The following is a 16,591-nucleotide window of genomic DNA, read 5'->3' as shown; positions in this document are numbered from 1 at the left end:
ACGGCCGAGCCGGTCGTTTACAGTGGCGCCGTCGGCGTGCAGTTCCACGGCAGCAGCGCCTCGTAGTCTTCGACGCCTTGCGCTGCCGGCAGGCGTTCGAGGACGTGGCGCAGCCAGGCGTAGGGCTCCTGCCCGTTGACCCTGGCGGTTTCCACCAGGCTGTAGAGCTGCGCGCTGGCCGTCGCGCCTTTGGGCGTGTCGCTGAACAGCCAGTTCTTGCGCCCGATGACGAACGGGCGAATGGCCCGTTCGGCACGGTTGTTGTCGATCGGCAGGTAGCCCGCCTCGGTATAGCGGATGAGCCGGCTCCAGTTGCTGGCCAGGTAGTTCACCGCCTTGCCCAGCGCATTCTGCGCCGTGACCTGCGGCTGGGTCTTGTCCAGCCAGGCCTTGAGCTGGGCGAGGACCGGCAGGCTGTGTTGCCGGCGCGCCTCCAGGCGCTCGGCATCGCCGGCCTGTCGGAGGTCGCGCTCGATAGCGTAGAGCCGGTTGATCCAGGCCAATGCCTGGTCGGCGCGCCCGGTCTTGCCTTTGGGCTGCACCTGCTGCGCCTCGACGAACTTGCGCCGGGCATGGGCCCAGCAGCCCTGGCGCTCGATGCCCGGTTGCGCGGCCAGGGCGTTGTAGCCGGCGTAGTCGTCGGTCTGGCGCGACCCGGTCATCAGGTAGCCGCGGTAGCCGGCGAGCAGGCGCAAGGGCACCTCCTGTGCCCGGCTGGGGCTGTAGTCGAAGAGGACGACCGGCTGCTCCGGCGGGCCGCCGGTCTGCACCCACATCCAGGACTGGCTGGAGGGATCCCGGTCCGGCTCCTTGAGCACCTGCACCCGCGTCTCGTCGCAGTGGATCACCGGGCTTTCCAGCAGCCGGTCGCGCATCAGGTTGAGCAAGGGTTGCAGCTGCCCGGCGCACTGGATCGCCCAGCGCGCCAGGGTCTGCCGGGGGATCTCGACGCCGTGGCGGGCGAGCACCCTCTCGAAGCGGTGCAGCGGCAGGCCGTCGACGTACTTGGTGGTCAGCAGCATCGCCAGCACGCCGGGACTGGCCAGGCTTTTCTCGATCGGTTGCGCCGGCTTGTCGGCGGTGGCCGGTGCGCTTTCGCAGCCCCGGCAGGCGTAGACCTTGCGGATGTGCCGGATCACCCGGACCTGCATCGGCACGATGTCGAGCTGCTCGCTGACTTCCTCGCCGATGGCCTGCTTGCGGCAGCCGCAGGCGCAGCTCAGTTCCGTGCTCGGGCAGTTCGTGGACGACCTCGATCCGTGGCAGTTCGGCCGGCAGCGGTTTGCGTTTGCCACGGCGCTTGATCGGGGCGACGCCTTCTTCGGCCTCGGCGATCTCTCGTGCTTCGGCTTCAACGGCAGGCGCCGGCTCTTCGGCCAACTGCTCGGCTTCGTTGAACATCGCCAGTTGCGGTGAGTCCGGATCGATACTGCGCTCGGATTTCGGGCCGAACAGGCGTTGACGCAGCAGGGCGACCTGTTCCTGAAGCTGTTCTATGCGAGCATCCTTTGCCGACATCTGCTCGTTCGCCGACAGCAATAACTGCTTGAGCAAAAGCGGATCGTCGGGAAAGGTGTCGGGCACAAAAGTCATGGAGCCGGATTATACCGGCTCAGGCCACATAGCGCGGCCTCAACACCCGGTGCGGGCGGTTGCGCCAGAGGTCGAAGCCATCCAGCAGCCAGTTCAACTCCTCGGCGCTGAGGACGATGGCCTCGTCGCCGGGCTCTGGCGGCACCTTGAAGCGCTCGGCCTCCAGGCGCTTGAGCCAGAGACAGAAGCCGTACAGGATCTTCACCCGATTGCGCGCCCGGTTGAGAAACACGAACAGCACCGGATCGAACACCGCCACCTGGATGTCCAGCTCGACCAGGGCGGCGAGGCCGTCGATGGATTTTCGGAAATCGACAGGCTTGGGATAGAGGTAGATCTTTTCGACCTTGGCGTCGGGTCGCATCATGGTGGCTGGCTCCAGAAAGAAATCGGGAGCACAGCATCGGCGGGCCTTTACCTCGGTTGAAGATGGGGTTCATGGACTTTCAATTACCCATAGCGGGAAGCGACGAGTAGTGCTCCCAGCTTGATGTCCATGAGACGGCACCAGCCTCTCCAGAGAACGACATTGCCGGGTGGCGGATCCGAGGCACGGGCGAGATAGCCGCCAAGCCTCGCAATGTGAATCAGGTAGTCGGAAAGTGCCCTCGATGGAGGAGGTTGGCCGGTGGCGTCGATCATCCGGTCAAGCAGGCCAATTTCGTCCCGGGTCAAGGCAATGCGGGGAGAGGCCTCGGGCTCGGTGCGGTTGAGCATGGTCATCCAGAACAGACGCCAGGCAATGATGCAGAACAAGGCTATGAGATTGACCAGACGCTCGGCCGTCCTGAGCCTGGCCTCCTCCGCACGGCAGCCGGATTTCAGGATCTTGTGGAACGACTCGATCTTCCAGCGCAGGGCATACCAGTCAAGCTTCTCGATCGCCTCCTGCGGCGAGGTGACCGGCAAGTCGGTGATGAGCTGCCAGTCGATGGCCGGCCTGCCGCTCGGCTCCCCACGCTCCCGCGCCTGGATCACGGTCAGGTCGATGGCTGAATAATGTCTCTGCTTGCCGATCGGCGGTAGCACGTGGATACGACGATAACGAAGCTCGACGATGGCTCGGGTGGTTTTCCTGCCCTCTTCGACCAGGACGTCATGAAGTCCCTGGACGGCAACCTCGCTCATCTGGTCGGCAATCGTCTGTTTGCCGCTGCCGGCCAGGCGGTCGACACAGGTCCTGACAAGGAAATGGGTACCGGCAGAGCGTGCCGCACAGAAGAACTCATAGATATCGTTTTCCCGGTCCCCGACATGGACCAGCCGTGCCGGATCGCCGAGCAGCGCGGTGGCATCGCGCAGGTTTTCCAGCCAGCGGACGCTCTCCTTGTGCTCGATCGGCACGCGGGTCGGATTGATCCGGCGCTTGAGAGCCGTCACTCCCCTGAACTTCGAGCGTGTCCAGAAGCGGATTGCGGCCAGTCCCAGGGGGAGCCCCTCCGGCGTGACGACCAGGCTGGAATGCATCAGCAGGCCACAGAGCGTATGCATGGGCCTGCGGCCATCGGTTTTCCGGCCGGGGATGGTGGTAAGCGTGCCGATCTGCTCGGGGTGCGCCCGCTTGTACGAAAACTCGGTCGTATCCTGAAGGACCAGCAGGGGACCGTCGACGGCAGCAGCGCGAATACGCGTCGACTGGAAGTGCCCGGCCAGAATCCGCGCCTCGTCTACTGCCGTGTTGGAAAGGAAGCGGTAGGCCGCCTTGGTATTCGCCCAGTCCTGGCAGGCCAGCGGGATGGGTTCTCCCACGGCATTCGCCATTTGCAGCAGCAGCTTGCGCAGCCGCCGGCCAAGGCGTTCGTCCCGGAACGTCGAGCCGGCGAGTTCCTGTTCAACCCAGGAGGCGTCAGCCAAAACAGAGCGGTCCATGGGACACCTCGGCTATGCGTTTCGGTGCCTCCAATGAATCATGGGGCGACCTCTTGTCACAAGCTCATATGGACCGCTCGCAGATATGGGTAATTGAAAGGTTCATGGAGCGCTTTCGAAGAACAGATGGCGTGCCTGCGACGGTACGCCGGCCAGGATGCCCGGCTGGGAATAGGTCATGAATGCTCCTTTCTGGAAAGGGATTATTCCGAAAGGCCATTGTGCCGGAATTCCTGCCGGTCTCGAAGCGAGCCGGGCTTGCAGGAGGGCGTTCTCAGGAAGGGGTCGCCCTTCCCCCGTGGGGCGGAGCGGCGGGCTTCAGCGCCCGCCGTCTTCTGCCAGCGGCCTGCCCAGTGCGGCCCGTGCCCGGCGGTATTCGCTGCGGTAGACGGCAAAGATTTCGCCGATCGCCCCGTCCGCCATGCCCAGCCGGCTCAGGGTCCGCTGCAGGTAGGCGCAGCTTTCCACGAAGCGGAAGGATTCGCAGAGCAGCTGACGATTGAGGGCGAGGTCGTCTGGCGCCTCGCCGGCGCCGAGCAGCCGGCGCAGGACGGCGTCCATCAGCCCGGTAACAGCCCGCGCATCCGCCCGGCGGTGACCCTGGCACCAGGCGCCGAGCAGGTACTCTCTGGTCCGGACATCCATGCCCTCCCCTGCCCAGAGTCTGGCCAGGCCGCTGAACTCGCCCTCCTGCTCCGCACAGCCGGCTAGAGTGGCGAGATGGGCGAGGTAGTCCTCCACGGGGTTGTTCCAGTGCCCGCTCATGTCATCGAAGGCCGGCAGAAAGCGCTCGAGCAGCACCTCGTCCTGCTCGCCGCCTTCCGTCAGCAACTCCCAGTGCTGCAGGCTGAGGTCGACCACCCGCCAGGCGGCCAGGCGCAACGCCAGGGCGAACACGTCGGCGAGTCGCGTCTCGAGCAGCAGCTCGCTCTCCAACAAGGCGTCGGTCTCGTCGGTATCCTGCAGCTGGCGTCGCAGGCGCTCGCCGGCCGGCGGGCAGCCGAGCTCGCCGGCCAGGGGGCTGTGCACCAGACAATGGAGCCGTCCGAGGCCGGAGTCCTGCTGCGTCAGGATCTGGCAAGCCAGCGCGCGCTCCTCCTCCAGGCGCTGCCGCCAGTACGCGCGGGCTACCGAATGGGTGAGCAGGCCGCCATCGAGCAACTGCTGCCACTGGGCATGGCAAGACCAGTAGCCATGATCGCCGAGTGCTTCCGGCAATTTGTCCGGGTTCTGCACGGGCAGGTTGAGCAGTTCCAGCAGCTGCGGCAGGGGCAGGAAGAACAGCGTGCCTTCGATCATCGCCTCCTGCAGCGGGACGGTTTCGGCCGTCATGACGAGGGCATCCCGCTCGCGGAGCTCCTGCCGGCTCGGTGGTTGAGGAGGCTGTGGCGACGGCATTGGGCGGTGTAATCCATGGGAAGGGTTCCGGCTACGTCTGGTCTGGCGAGAAGATCTATCGGGCGGCATGCCGTGCGTGGGTTCCACGTGGAACATGGCCCGGCGGCGCCGGACGGATCCACAGGAAAGCCGGCATGGAGGCCGGCTTTGTCTGGGAGCTCATGCCCGGATGTTAAACCTTGGCTGCTCCATCGACCACTGGGTTGTCGGCCAGGGTGCCGAGCTGTCGCTGGGTCTGCTCGACCCAGGCGAAGGCGCGGTCGTTGAGTTCGGCAATGGCGCGCGGACCTTCGCCCTCGGCCTGCATCGGCGGACCGAAGACCACCCGGATGGTGCCGGGCGTCTTGCCCCAGCCATCCTTGGGCCAGTAGCGACCGGCGTCATGGGCAACCGGTAGCACCGGCAGTCCGGCATTCGCCGCGAGGGCGGCGCCGCCACGGGAGAACCTGCCGATCTGGCCGATCGGCACGCGGGTGCCCTCGGGGAAGATCAGTACCCAGGCACCCTGCCCCAGCCGCTTGCGGCCCTGCTCGGCCAGTTGCTTGAGTGCCGCCTTGGGATTGCTGCGGTCGATGGCGATCGGCTTGAGCAGGGCGATTGCCCAGCCGAAGAAGGGGATGCGCAGCAGCTCGCGCTTGAGCACCTGGCTGAGCGGCTCGAAGTACGCCGAGAGGAAGAAGGTTTCCCAGGTGCTCTGGTGCTTGGCGAGAATCACGCAGGGCCGCTGAGGGATGTTCTCCACGCCGTGCAGTTCATAGCGGATGCCGACGATGTGCCAGGCCAGCCAGACGGCGCAGCGGCACCAGGTCTGCACGACGAAGCGGTAGCGGGCACGGAACGGCAGGAAGACCGCGACCACCAGACTGATCAGGCACCAGATGACGGTGCTCAGGGACAGCAGCAGATAGAAGATCGGAATGCGAAGGGATTGCATGAGGGCTCAGCCTGCGGCCTTGAGAAGATGATCGACGACGGCCGCCAGGTCATCGAACACCTGGGTGCCGGGCGGCAGGATGTTTTGCAGGGTGCGCTGGCCCTTGCCGGTCTTCACCAGGTAGGGGCTGCCGCCGAGCACCAGGCCGGCGTGCAGGTCGCGGTGGCTGTCGCCGACCACCGGTACGCCCTTGAGGTCGGGAAGCCGGAAATGTTCGGCGATGCTGCGGAACATGCCGGGCAGCGGCTTGCGGCAGGTGCAGCCGTCCTGCGGGCCATGCGGACAGTGCACGATCAGATCGATCTGCCCGCCCTGCTCCATCACCAGCTGCTGCATCTTCAGGTGCATGTCGGTGAGGGCCGTCATGTCGAACAGGCCGCGGGCCAGGCCCGACTGGTTGGTGGCGACCGCCACCTTCCAGCCGGCCTTGCTCAGGCGGGCGATCGCCTCGATAGAGCCGGGGATGGGAATCCATTCCTCCGCGGATTTGACGAAGGCGTCGGAGTCCTCGTTGATGACCCCGTCGCGATCGAGCACGATCAGCTTCATCCTTATTGTCCCAGTACCGAGATGTCGGCGACGCAGAGGAACAGGCCGCGCAGCTGCGCCAGCATGGCATGGCGGTTGGCGCGGATCGCCGGGTCCTCGGCGTTGACCAGCACTGCCTCGAAGTAGGCGTCCACCGGACCGCGCAGGCTGGCCAGACGCTCCAGCGCCTCGCGATAGCGGCGTTCGGCGGCCAGCGGCCGGACCGCGTGCTGAGCCTGCTGCAGTGCCGAGTACAGGGAGAACTCGCTGGCGTTGTCGAAGTAGCGGGCCTCGATGGCGGTCGGCAGCTTGCCCTCGTACTTGCCGAGCAGATTGGAAACGCGCTTGTTCACCGCGGCCAGTGCTTCGGCTTCCGGCAGGCGGCGGAAGGCCTGCACCGCCTGTACGCGCAGGTCCAGGTCGTAGGCCGAGGCCGGCTGCAGGGTGCGTACCGCCAGATAGCTGGAAACGTCGATGCCTTCGTCCTCGTAGCGCGCGCGCAGGCGGTCGAAGACGAACTCGCTGACCTGCTCGGCAAGGCCGGCGGCCTTGACCTTGCTGCCGTACTGGGCGACCGCGAAGTGGCTGGCCTCCTCGAGATTCAGGTCCAGCTGTTTCTCGATGAGGATGCGCAGGATACCCAGGGCAGCCCGGCGCAGGGCATAGGGGTCCTTGCTGCCGGTCGGCGGCATGCCGATGCCGAAGATGCCGACCAGGGTGTCGAGCTTGTCGGCCATCGCCACGGCGGCGCCGGTCAGGGTCGACGGCAGCTCGGCGCCGGCGCCGCGCGGCATGTACTGCTCGTCGAGGGCGCGGGCGACATCCTCCGGCTCGCTGTCGTTGAGGGCGTAGTGGTAGCCGGCGATGCCCTGCAGTTCGGGGAATTCGCCGACCATCTCGCTGGCCAGGTCGGCCTTCGACAGGATGCCGGCGCGGATGGCGTGCTCCGGATTGGCGCCGATGCGCTCGGCAATGAAGCCGGCCAGCCGGGAGACGCGCTCGGCCTTGTCCAGCACGCTGCCGAGCTGGGCCTGGAAGACCACGTTGGCCAGGCGCTGGTTGAAGCTCTCCAGCGGCTGCCGCTTGTCCTGGTTGAAGAAGAACTCGGCGTCGGTCAGGCGCGGGCGCACCACCTTCTCGTTGCCGGCGACGATCTGCGCCGGGTCCTTGCTCTCGATGTTGGCCACGGTGATGAAGCGCGGCAGCAGCTTGCCGGTGGAGTCCAGCAGGCAGAAGTACTTCTGGTTGTCCTGCATGGTGGAGATCAGCGCCTCCTGGGGCACCGCGAGGAAGCGCTCCTCGAAAGAGCAGACCAGCGGCACCGGCCACTCGACCAGCGCGGTCACCTCGTCGAGCAGGTCCTCGGGGACGATGGCGCTGCCCTGCTGTTGCGCGGCCAGCTCGGCGACGCGGCCGGCGATCAGCTCGCGGCGCTCGGCGAAGTCGGCCAGCACGTAGGCGCTGCGCAGGTCTTCCAAGTAGCTGGACGGCTGGCTGATGCGCACCGCGTCCGGGTGGTGGAAGCGGTGGCCCATGGATTCGCGGCCGGCCTTCTGGGCGAGGATCTCGCAGTCGATCACCTGGGTGCCCAGCAGCATCACCAGCCACTGGCTCGGCCGGACGAATTCCTCCTTGCGCGCGCCCCAGCGCATGCGCTTGGGAATCGGCAGCTCGTCGAGGGCGGCCTGGACGATCGCCGGCAGCAGCGCAGTGGCCGGCTGGCCGGGAATGTGGCGGCTGTAGCGCAGCTTGGCGCCGCTGCTGTCGATCTCGTGCAGCTCCACGCCGCACTTGCGGGCGAAGCCCAGGGCGGCCTGGGTCGGGGTGCCCTCGGCGTCGAAGGCGGCGACGACCGGCGGGCCGTCCAGGTTGACGGTGCGGTCCGGCTGCTGGGTGGCCAGCTGCTCGACCTGCACCGCCAGGCGGCGCGGCGCGGCATAGACGCGGGCGACCCGATACTCGAGGCCGGCGTTGGCCAGACCCTTCTCGACGCTGGCGAGGAAGGCGGCGGCCAGGTTCTTCAGGGCTTTCGGCGGCAGCTCTTCGCTGCCCAGTTCGACCAGGAAATCTTGTGCACTCATTCTGCAGCCTCCAGCTTGGCCAGGACTTCGTCACGCAGTTCGGGGGGGGCCATGGGGAAGCCGAGCTTGGCACGCGCCTGCAGGTAACTCTGCGCCACGGCGCGGGCCAGGGTCCGCACGCGCAGGATGTAGCGCTGGCGCTCGGTCACCGAGATGGCGCGGCGGGCGTCCAGCAGGTTGAAGGTGTGCGAGGCCTTGAGGACCATCTCGTAGGTTGGCAGCGGCAGCTCCAGTTCGATCAGGCGGTTGGCCTCGGACTCGTAGAAATCGAACAGTTCGAACAGCTTGGCCACGTTGGCGTGTTCGAAATTGTAGGTCGACTGCTCCACCTCGTTCTGGTGGAACACGTCGCCGTAGGTGACCTTGCCGAACGGGCCGTCGGTCCAGACCAGGTCGTACACCGAGTCGACGCCCTGCAGATACATGGCCAGACGCTCCAGGCCGTAGGTGATCTCGCCGGTGACCGGATAGCACTCGATGCCGCCGACCTGCTGGAAGTAGGTGAACTGGGTGACTTCCATGCCGTTCAGCCAGACTTCCCAGCCCAGGCCCCAGGCGCCCAGGGTCGGCGACTCCCAGTTGTCCTCGACGAAGCGCACGTCGTGCACCCGGGTGTCGATGCCGATGCGGCGCAGGGATTCGAGGTAGAGCTCCTGGATGTCGTCCGGGTTGGGCTTCAGGACCACCTGGAACTGGTAGTAGTGCTGCAGGCGGTTGGGGTTCTCGCCATAGCGGCCGTCGGCCGGGCGGCGCGAGGGCTGTACGTAGGCGGCGTTCCAGGTTTCCGGGCCGATGGCGCGCAGAAAGGTGGCGGTGTGGAAGGTGCCGGCGCCCACTTCCATATCGTAGGGCTGCAGCACCACGCAACCCTGTTCGGCCCAGTAGTTTTGCAGGGCGAGAATCAGGTCTTGGAAGGTGCGCACGGCAGGCGTAGTCTGGCTCACAAAAATCACCCTGTCCTGAGGCTGCGACGTAAAGGGCTGCGAGTATACCCGATTCCCGGCGGCCTCCACCCTGATGCGAACGCCCATGCCACGCTGCTTCTGGTGCTCCGACGACCCGCTGTACCAGGCCTATCACGACGCGGAATGGGGCGTGCCCCTGCACGATCCGCAGCGCCTGTTCGAACTGCTGCTCCTGGAGGGATTCCAGGCCGGATTGTCCTGGTTCACCGTGCTGAAGAAGCGCGAGCACTACCGCCGGGTGCTGTTCGGTTTCGATGCGAAGCGCCTGGCGGTTCTGGACGATGCCCAGATCGAACGGCTGCTGCAGGATCCCGGCATCATCCGCAACCGCCGCAAGCTCGAAGCGGCCCGGCAGAACGCCAGGGCCTGGCTGCGGCTCGAGGATCCGGCCGGCTGGCTGTGGTCCTTCGTCGGCGGCGTGCCGCGGATCAACCGCTTCCGTACACCGGCCGAGGTGCCGACGACGACGCCTGCGGCCGAGGCGCTCAGCCGGGCACTGAAGAAGGCCGGCTTCGTCTTCGTCGGGCCGACCATCTGCTATGCCTTCATGCAGGCGTGCGGAATGGTCATGGACCACACTATCGACTGCGATCGCCATGCCGCGCTGGCCGGCCGGCCTGCCCGGCAGGCACCTGCCGGCGGATGCTGAGGCGTCGCAGGCGGCAATCCCCTTCCCTGCTGCCTGAACGGCTGCTGAACGACTTTCCCCATGTTCCCCATCCCCGGTGTGGGAGTCCCTATAATCCCCTCCCCCAGGGTGGGCCGGACGAACGGGGCGCGCCTGAGGGGGCTTGCGTCGTCCTGGCGTTCCTGGCGGACCGGCCGGCTCTCCAGCCGATGGGGGCCGGCCTTTGCGGATTTCAGGGCTTTCTTTTTCGACTCGGAGGGCCACTGGTGGAAAAGTTCAAGGGTGCAGTGGTGGTCGCCTCGCTGCGCCTCTTCGCTCTGCTGCCGTGGCGTGCCGTGCAGGGCGTCGGTGCCGGCATCGGCTGGTTGATGGCGCATGTGCCGAACCGTTCGCTCGAGGTGGTGCGAATCAACATCGAACACTGCTTTCCCGAACTCGATGCCGGCGCGCGCGCGCGTCTGGTGCGGCAGAGCCTGCGGGACACCGGCAGGACCCTCACCGAAAGCGCCTGCGCCTGGATCTGGCCGGCGCGCAAGTCCCTCGCCCGGGTGCGCGAGGTGGAGGGTCTGGAGGTTCTCGAGCAGGCGCTGGCCTCCGGCAAGGGCGTGGTCGGCATCACCAGCCACCTGGGCAATTGGGAAGTGCTCAACCACTTCTATTGCAGCCAGTGCAAACCGGTCATCTTCTACCGGCCGTCGAAGCTCCGGGCGGTGGACGAGCTGCTGCAGCGCCAGCGCGTGCAGCTAGGAAACCGCATCGCGCCCTCGACCCGCGAAGGCATCCTCTGCGTACTCCACGAAGTGCGCCGGGGCGGCGCGGTGGGGATTCCGGCCGATCCGGAGCCGGCCCAGGGCAGCGGTCTCTTCGTGCCCTTCCTCGGCACCCGGGCGCTGACCAGCAAATTCGTGCCGAACATGCTCGCCGGAGGCAAGGCGGTCGGCGTTTTCCTGCACGCGGTGCGCCTGGACGACGGCTCGGGCTACCGGGTGATCCTCGAGGCGGCGCCACCGGAGATGTACAGCGAGGACACGGAAGCCGCCGTGACGGCGATGAGCAGGGTGATCGGCAGGTACGTGCGCGCCTATCCCAGCCAGTACATGTGGACCATGAAGCGCTTCAAGCGGCGCCCGCCGGGCGAGCGGGCATGGTATTGAAGACGCCGTGCGGCACCCGCCTTCAGAAGAAGGTCAGCCCCACCTGGAACAGCCGCTCCACGTCGCGGATGTACTTCTTGTCGACCAGGAACAGGATCACGTGGTCGCCGGATTCGATCAGGGTGTCGTCGTGGGCGATCAGCACCTGCTCGTCGCGGATCACCGCGCCGATGGTGGTGCCCGGGGGCAGCTCGATCTCGCCGATCATGCGCCCGACCACCTTGCTCGACTTCGAGTCGCCGTGGGCGATGGCCTCGATGGCCTCCGCCGCGCCACGGCGCAGCGAGTGCACGCTGACGATGTCGCCGCGGCGCACGTGGGTCAGCAGGGTGCCGATGGTGGCCAGTTGCGGGCTGATGGCGATGTCGATCTCGCCGCCCTGCACCAGGTCGACGTAGGCCGGGTTGTTGATGATGCTCATCACCTTGCGCGCGCCGAGGCGCTTGGCCAGCAGCGAGGACATGATGTTGGCCTCGTCATCGTTGGTCAGGGCGAGGAAGATGTCGGCCTCGTTGATATTCTCCTCGACCAGCAGGTCCTTGTCCGAGGCGTTGCCCTGCAGCACGATGCTGCTGTCCAGGGTGTCCGAGAGGTAGCGGCAGCGCGCCGGATTGGACTCGATGATCTTCACCTGGTAGCGGCTCTCGATGGCCTCGGCCAGACGCTCGCCGATGTGCCCGCCGCCGGCGATGACGATGCGCTTGTTGCTGATCTCGAGGCGCCGCAGCTCGCTCATCACCGCGCGGATATGGGTCCTCGCGGCGATGAAGAACACCTCGTCGTCGGCCTCGATCACCGTGTCGCCCTTGGGCAGGATCGCCCGGTTGCGGCGGAAGATCGCCGCCACCCGGGCGTCCACGGTGGGCATGTGCTCGCGGATCTGCCTGAGCTGCTGGCCGACCAGCGGGCCGCCGTAGTAGGCGCGTACCGCGACCAGCTGGGCCTTGCCGTCGGCGAAGTCGATCACCTGCAGGGCGCCGGGGTATTCGATCAGGCGCTTGATGTGGTTGGTCACCACCTGCTCCGGGCTGATCAGCACGTCCACCGGAATCGCCTCGTTGCTGAACAGCCCGGCGCGGGTCAGGTAGGCCGATTCGCGCACCCGGGCGATCCGCGTCGGGGTGTGGAACAGGGTGTAGGCGACCTGGCAGGCGACCATGTTGGTTTCGTCGCTGTTGGTCACCGCCACCAGCATGTCGGCGTCGTCCGCACCGGCCTGGCGCAGCACGGTGGGGAAGGAGCCCTTGCCGAGGATGGTGCGGATGTCCAGGCGGTCGCCGAGATCGCGCAGGCGGTCGCTGTCGGTGTCCACCACGGTGATGTCGTTGGCCTCGCTGGCCAGGTGCTCGGCCAGGGTGCCGCCGACCTGGCCGGCGCCGAGAATGATGATCTTCATCGACTCTTTCCTCAGCCGCGCGGACCGGCGGCGATCTTGATCAACTTGGCGTAGTAGAAGCCGTCATGGCCGTGCGGCTGCGGCAGCAGCTGGCGGCCGTGGCGCTGTGCCAGGCCCGGTTTGACGCCGACGAAGCTGGAGGCGATGTCCAGTTCGCGGGCGCCGGGCGTGCGGGCGAGAAAGGCGGCGATGGTGTCGCTGTTCTCCGCCGGCAGGATCGAGCAGGTGGCATAGAGCAGGATGCCGCCGACCTCGAGAGTCGGCCACAGGGCGTCCAGCAACTCGCCTTGCAGGACGGCGAGCGCGGGGATGTCGCTGGCCTGGCGGGTCAGCTTGATGTCCGGATGGCGGCGGATCACCCCAGTGGCGGAACAGGGCGCATCGAGCAGGATGCGCTGGAAGCGGCGACCGTCCCACCAGGCGTCGGTGGCCCGTGCATCGGCGGCGATCAGCCGGGCCTCGAGGCCCAGCCGGTCGAGGTTTTCGCGGACCCGCGCCAGACGCTTCTCCTCCGCATCGAGAGCGACCAGCTCGGCCAGCCGCGGCTCGGTCTCCAGCAGGTGGCAGGTCTTGCCGCCGGGCGCGCAGCAGGCATCCAGCACGCGCTGGCCGGGCATCAGTTCGAGCAGGTAGGCGGCCAGCTGGGCGGCCTCGTCCTGCACGCTGATGCGGCCCTCGGCGAAGCCCGGCAGGCTGCGCACGTCGCGCGGCTCGCCGAGCAGGATGCCGTCGCGGCTGAAGCGGCAGGCGCTGGCCGGGATGCCGGCGGCCTCCAGCTCGGCGAGGTAGATATCGCGCGAGGTCAGCCGGCGGTTGACCCGCAGGGTCAGCGGCGGGTGCTCGTTGTTGGCGGCGCAGATGGCTTCCCAGTGCTCCGGCCAGTGCTTCGCCAGGGCCTGCTGCAGCCAGCGCGGATGGGCGGTGCGCGCCACCGGATCGTTCTCCAGCGCGCCGAGCAGCGCCTCGCCTTCGCGCTGCACACGGCGCAGCACGGCGTTCAGCAGGGCCTTGGCCCAGGGCTTTCTCAGTTGTTCGGCACAGGCCACGGTTTCGCCGATCGCCGCATGGGCGGGGATGCGGGTGTGCAGCAGCTGGTAAAGGCCGATCAGCAGCAGCGCCTCGATATCCCGGTCGGCGGCCTTGAACGGCTTGCGCAGCAGCTTTTCGGCGAGCAGCGCCAGGCGCGGCTGCCAGCGGGCGGTGCCGAAGGCCAGCTCCTGGGCCAGTGCGCGGTCGCGTGGCTCGACCTGCTCCAGCTGTGCCGGCAGGGCGGCGAGCGAGGCCTTGCCGGCGAGCACGGCGGCAAGGGCGCGGGCGGCGGCCAGACGCGGATTCAGGCTCATGCCCCCAGCACCTGGCCGACGGCGAACTGCTCGCGGCGGCTGTTGTACAGCTCGGCGAAGGCCAGCGGCCTGCCGCCCGGCAACTGCAGGCGGGTCAGGCGCAGGGCGCCGCTGCCGCAGGCCACGGTCAGGCCGTCGCGGCTGGCGGCGAGGATGGTTCCCGGCGCCCCCCTGCCCTGTTCGACGGCCGCGCCGAACACCTTCAGCGGCGTGCCGTTCAGACTGCTGTGGCAGACCGGCCAGGGATCGAAGGCGCGGATCCGCCGCTCCAGCTCGTCCGCCGGGCGGTTCCAGTCGAGCCGCGCCTCATCCTTGTTCAGCTTGTGCGCGTAGGTGGCCAGGGCGTCGTCCTGCACTTCGCCGGCGAGTCCGCCGGCGGCCAGAGCGCCGACGGCCTCGACCAGGGCCTGCGCGCCCAGCCCGGCCAGGCGGTCGTGCAGGCTGCCGCCGGTCTCGTCGGGGCGGATCGGCGTGGCGACCTTGAGCAGCATCGGCCCGGTGTCCAGGCCGGCTTCCATGCGCATCACGGTGACCCCGGACTCGCGGTCGCCGGCCTCGATCGCCCGCTGGATCGGCGCCGCGCCGCGCCAGCGCGGCAGCAGCGAGGCATGGCTGTTGACGCAGCCGAGACGCGGGATGTCCAGCACCGCCTGCGGCAGGATCAGCCCGTAGGCGACCACCAGCAGCAGGTCGGGTTCGAGCGCCGCCAGTTCCGCCTGGGCGGCGGGATCGCGCAGGCTCGCAGGCTGCAGGACGGGAATGGCATGCTGCAGGGCGAGCTGCTTCACCGGGCTGGGCATCAGCTTCTGCCCGCGTCCGGCGGGGCGGTCCGGCTGGGTGTAGACGGCGATCGGCCGCTGGCCGGCGGTCAGCAGGGCCTGGAGGTGCTCGGCGGCGAATTCGGGGGTGCCGGCGAAGACGAGGCGCAAAGGCTGGGTCATGGTCTCTCGCTCGAAAAAGAAAAAGGCTTGCCACGGCAAGCCTTCGCAAGGGCGGCCTCAGCCGTGCTGGCGGTGTTGCTTCTCCAGCTTCTTGCGAATGCGATCACGCTTGAGTGTCGAAAGGTAGTCGACGAACAGCTTGCCGTTCAGATGATCGCATTCGTGCTGGATGCACACCGCCAGCAGCCCTTCGGCGATCAGCTCGAAGGGCTGGCCGTCGCGGTCCAGGGCGCGGACGCGGACCTTCTGCGGGCGATCGACGTTCTCGTAGAAGCCGGGTACCGACAGGCAGCCTTCCTGGTAGGGCTCCAGTTCCTCGGTGAGCGACTCGAACTCCGGGTTGATGAACACCCACGGCTCGCTCTTGTCCTCGGACAGATCCATCACCACCAGGCGCTTGTGCACGTTCACCTGGGTCGCCGCCAGGCCGATGCCGGGCGCGGCGTACATGGTCTCGAACATGTCGTCGATCAGCCGGCGCAGGTCGTCGTCCACCGCCTCGATGGGCTTGGCGACGGTGCGCAGGCGCGGGTCGGGGAATTCGAGGATGTTCAGTATCGCCATATGCGTTTGTGATGCACTTGGGAATTGATCGAAACGGCTGCTGCTAAGATGCTGAGCAGCATTGAAAAAACGGCTTTACGCCGCGATCCCGAAAGGAAATCCGGCGGCGCTCGACGTTTCACGCGAAGGCACATCATAAAGGGATTCACCGCATGAGGAAATCACTACTCGCCCTGCTGCTGCTGGCTGCCGGCAGCACTCTGGCGCAGGCCGAGGTGCAGCTCCGCGAGGGTCATCCGCAGAGCTACACGGTCGTCCAGGGCGACACCCTGTGGGATATCTCCGGCAAGTTCCTTCGCGCGCCCTGGCAGTGGCCGCAGCTCTGGCACGTCAACCCGCAGATCGAGAACCCCCACCTGATCTACCCGGGCGACGTGCTGAGCCTGGTCTACATCGACGGCCAGCCGCGCCTGATGCTCAACCGTGGCGCCAGCCGCGGCACCATCAAGCTGTCGCCGCAGATCCGCCGCACGCCGATGGTCCAGGCCATCCCGACCATTCCGCTGGAGAAGATCAACAGCTTCCTGCTCAGCAACCGCATCATCGACGACGCCGTGCAGTTCCAGGGCGCGCCCTACGTGGTTGCCGGCAATGCCGAGCGGGTGGTCAGCGGCGCCGGCGACCGGGTCTACGCACGCGGCGACTTTGCCGCCGGCGAGGCGGCCTACGGCATCTTCCGCCAGGGCAAGACCTACATCGATCCGGAAACCAGGGAAGTGCTCGGCATCAACGCCGACGACATCGGCACCGGCGAGGTGGTCGCCGAGGAAGGCGACATCGCCACCCTGCTGCTCAGCCGCTCGACCCAGGAAGTGCGCATCGGCGACCGCCTGTTCCCCACCGAGGAGCGGGCCGTCAACTCGACCTTCATGCCCAACGAGCCGAGCGTCCCGGTCGACGGGGTGATCCTCGACGTGCCGCGCGGCGTGACCCAGATCGGCAACTTCGACGTGGTCACCCTGAACAAGGGCAGCCGGGACGGGCTGGCCGAAGGCGACGTGCTGGCGGTGTACAAGACCGGCGAAACCGTGCGCGACCGCATCACCGGCGAGCCGGTGAAGATTCCCGACGAGCGCTCCGGTCTGCTGATGGTGTTCCGTACCTATGAGCGGCTCAGCTACGGCCTGATCCTCACCGCCAGCCGCCAGCTGGCGGTGCTGGACAAGGTGCGCAACCCGTAACGCCCGGACCGATTCC

The 16,591-nt window shown here is 67.3% G+C and carries 14 protein-coding genes and 1 pseudogene; 3 read left to right on the top strand and 12 right to left on the bottom strand.

What is annotated here, in order from left to right:
• Positions 1–17: 17 nt before the first annotated feature.
• The 8 genes and pseudogenes from tnpC to glyQ all read right to left on the bottom strand — a co-directional run bounded on the left by tnpC (position 18) and on the right by glyQ (position 9,347).
• Positions 18–1,593: pseudogene (gene tnpC, locus GCU53_RS12630) on the bottom strand (IS66 family transposase).
• A 19-nt stretch (positions 1,594–1,612) separates the two neighbouring features.
• Entirely contained in the window at positions 1,613–1,960 is a 348-nt protein-coding gene (gene tnpB, locus GCU53_RS12625) for an IS66 family insertion sequence element accessory protein TnpB (protein ID WP_244306749.1), read from the bottom strand.
• Between the two features lie 83 nt (positions 1,961–2,043).
• On the bottom strand, positions 2,044–3,462 hold the full coding sequence (locus tag GCU53_RS12620) for an IS4 family transposase (protein WP_152387924.1): 1,419 nt from the start codon (positions 3,460–3,462) through the stop codon (positions 2,044–2,046).
• Positions 3,463–3,780: 318 nt separating this feature from the next.
• Positions 3,781–4,794 carry a hypothetical protein gene (locus tag GCU53_RS12615; RefSeq protein ID WP_244306747.1) on the bottom strand — a complete coding sequence of 338 codons (1,014 nt, stop codon included), beginning with the start codon at positions 4,792–4,794 and terminating at the stop codon, positions 3,781–3,783.
• 238 nt (positions 4,795–5,032) lie between these two features.
• Positions 5,033–5,794 carry a lysophospholipid acyltransferase family protein gene (locus GCU53_RS12610; RefSeq protein WP_208845240.1) on the bottom strand — a complete coding sequence of 254 codons (762 nt, stop codon included), beginning with the start codon at positions 5,792–5,794 and terminating at the stop codon, positions 5,033–5,035.
• Between the two features lie 6 nt (positions 5,795–5,800).
• Complete coding sequence (gene gmhB / locus GCU53_RS12605; RefSeq protein ID WP_152387923.1) at positions 5,801–6,343, bottom strand: D-glycero-beta-D-manno-heptose 1,7-bisphosphate 7-phosphatase; 543 nt, start codon at positions 6,341–6,343, stop codon at positions 5,801–5,803.
• Positions 6,344–6,345: 2 nt separating this feature from the next.
• Positions 6,346–8,403: a glycine--tRNA ligase subunit beta gene (glyS, locus tag GCU53_RS12600; protein WP_152387922.1), complete on the bottom strand. Its 2,058-nt coding sequence runs from the start codon at positions 8,401–8,403 to the stop codon at positions 6,346–6,348.
• Entirely contained in the window at positions 8,400–9,347 is a 948-nt protein-coding gene (gene glyQ, locus GCU53_RS12595) for a glycine--tRNA ligase subunit alpha (protein ID WP_152387921.1), read from the bottom strand. The genes glyS and glyQ overlap by 4 nt, the downstream gene beginning before the upstream one ends.
• Before the next feature lie 85 nt (positions 9,348–9,432).
• Between glyQ and GCU53_RS12590 the strand changes: the two genes are divergently transcribed.
• Both GCU53_RS12590 and GCU53_RS12585 read left to right on the top strand, forming a co-directional pair.
• Positions 9,433–10,017, top strand: coding sequence for a DNA-3-methyladenine glycosylase I (locus tag GCU53_RS12590; protein WP_152387920.1), 585 nt, complete (start codon positions 9,433–9,435; stop codon positions 10,015–10,017).
• Positions 10,018–10,262: 245 nt separating this feature from the next.
• Positions 10,263–11,150 (top strand): lysophospholipid acyltransferase, encoded by an 888-nt coding sequence (locus GCU53_RS12585; protein ID WP_152387919.1) that lies wholly within the window; start codon positions 10,263–10,265, stop codon positions 11,148–11,150.
• A 22-nt stretch (positions 11,151–11,172) separates the two neighbouring features.
• On the opposite strand, the gene trkA is transcribed toward GCU53_RS12585, so the two are convergent.
• Genes trkA through def form a run of 4 tightly spaced genes read right to left on the bottom strand, consistent with a single transcriptional unit; the run spans position 11,173 to position 15,394 of the window.
• Positions 11,173–12,546 (bottom strand): Trk system potassium transporter TrkA, encoded by a 1,374-nt coding sequence (gene trkA, locus GCU53_RS12580; protein ID WP_152387918.1) that lies wholly within the window; start codon positions 12,544–12,546, stop codon positions 11,173–11,175.
• An 11-nt stretch (positions 12,547–12,557) separates the two neighbouring features.
• Entirely contained in the window at positions 12,558–13,883 is a 1,326-nt protein-coding gene (rsmB, locus tag GCU53_RS12575; protein ID WP_208845513.1) for a 16S rRNA (cytosine(967)-C(5))-methyltransferase RsmB, read from the bottom strand.
• Between the two features lie 2 nt (positions 13,884–13,885).
• Positions 13,886–14,830: a methionyl-tRNA formyltransferase gene (gene fmt / locus GCU53_RS12570; RefSeq protein ID WP_152387916.1), complete on the bottom strand. Its 945-nt coding sequence runs from the start codon at positions 14,828–14,830 to the stop codon at positions 13,886–13,888.
• 57 nt (positions 14,831–14,887) lie between these two features.
• Positions 14,888–15,394, bottom strand: a complete 507-nt coding sequence (gene def / locus GCU53_RS12565; RefSeq protein ID WP_152387915.1) for a peptide deformylase — start codon at positions 15,392–15,394, stop codon at positions 14,888–14,890.
• A 152-nt stretch (positions 15,395–15,546) separates the two neighbouring features.
• Here def and GCU53_RS12560 point away from each other — a divergent pair, with 152 nt between their 5' ends.
• Positions 15,547–16,575, top strand: a complete 1,029-nt coding sequence (locus tag GCU53_RS12560) for a LysM peptidoglycan-binding domain-containing protein (protein ID WP_152387914.1) — start codon at positions 15,547–15,549, stop codon at positions 16,573–16,575.
• Positions 16,576–16,591 lie beyond the last annotated feature (16 nt).

The sequence above is a fragment of the Azotobacter salinestris genome, assembly GCF_009363155.1.
Classification (GTDB): Bacteria; Pseudomonadota; Gammaproteobacteria; order Pseudomonadales; family Pseudomonadaceae; genus Azotobacter; species Azotobacter salinestris.
The sequence above is the reverse complement of the archived record's forward strand: the minus strand, read 5'-3'. Positions and strand labels throughout refer to the sequence as shown.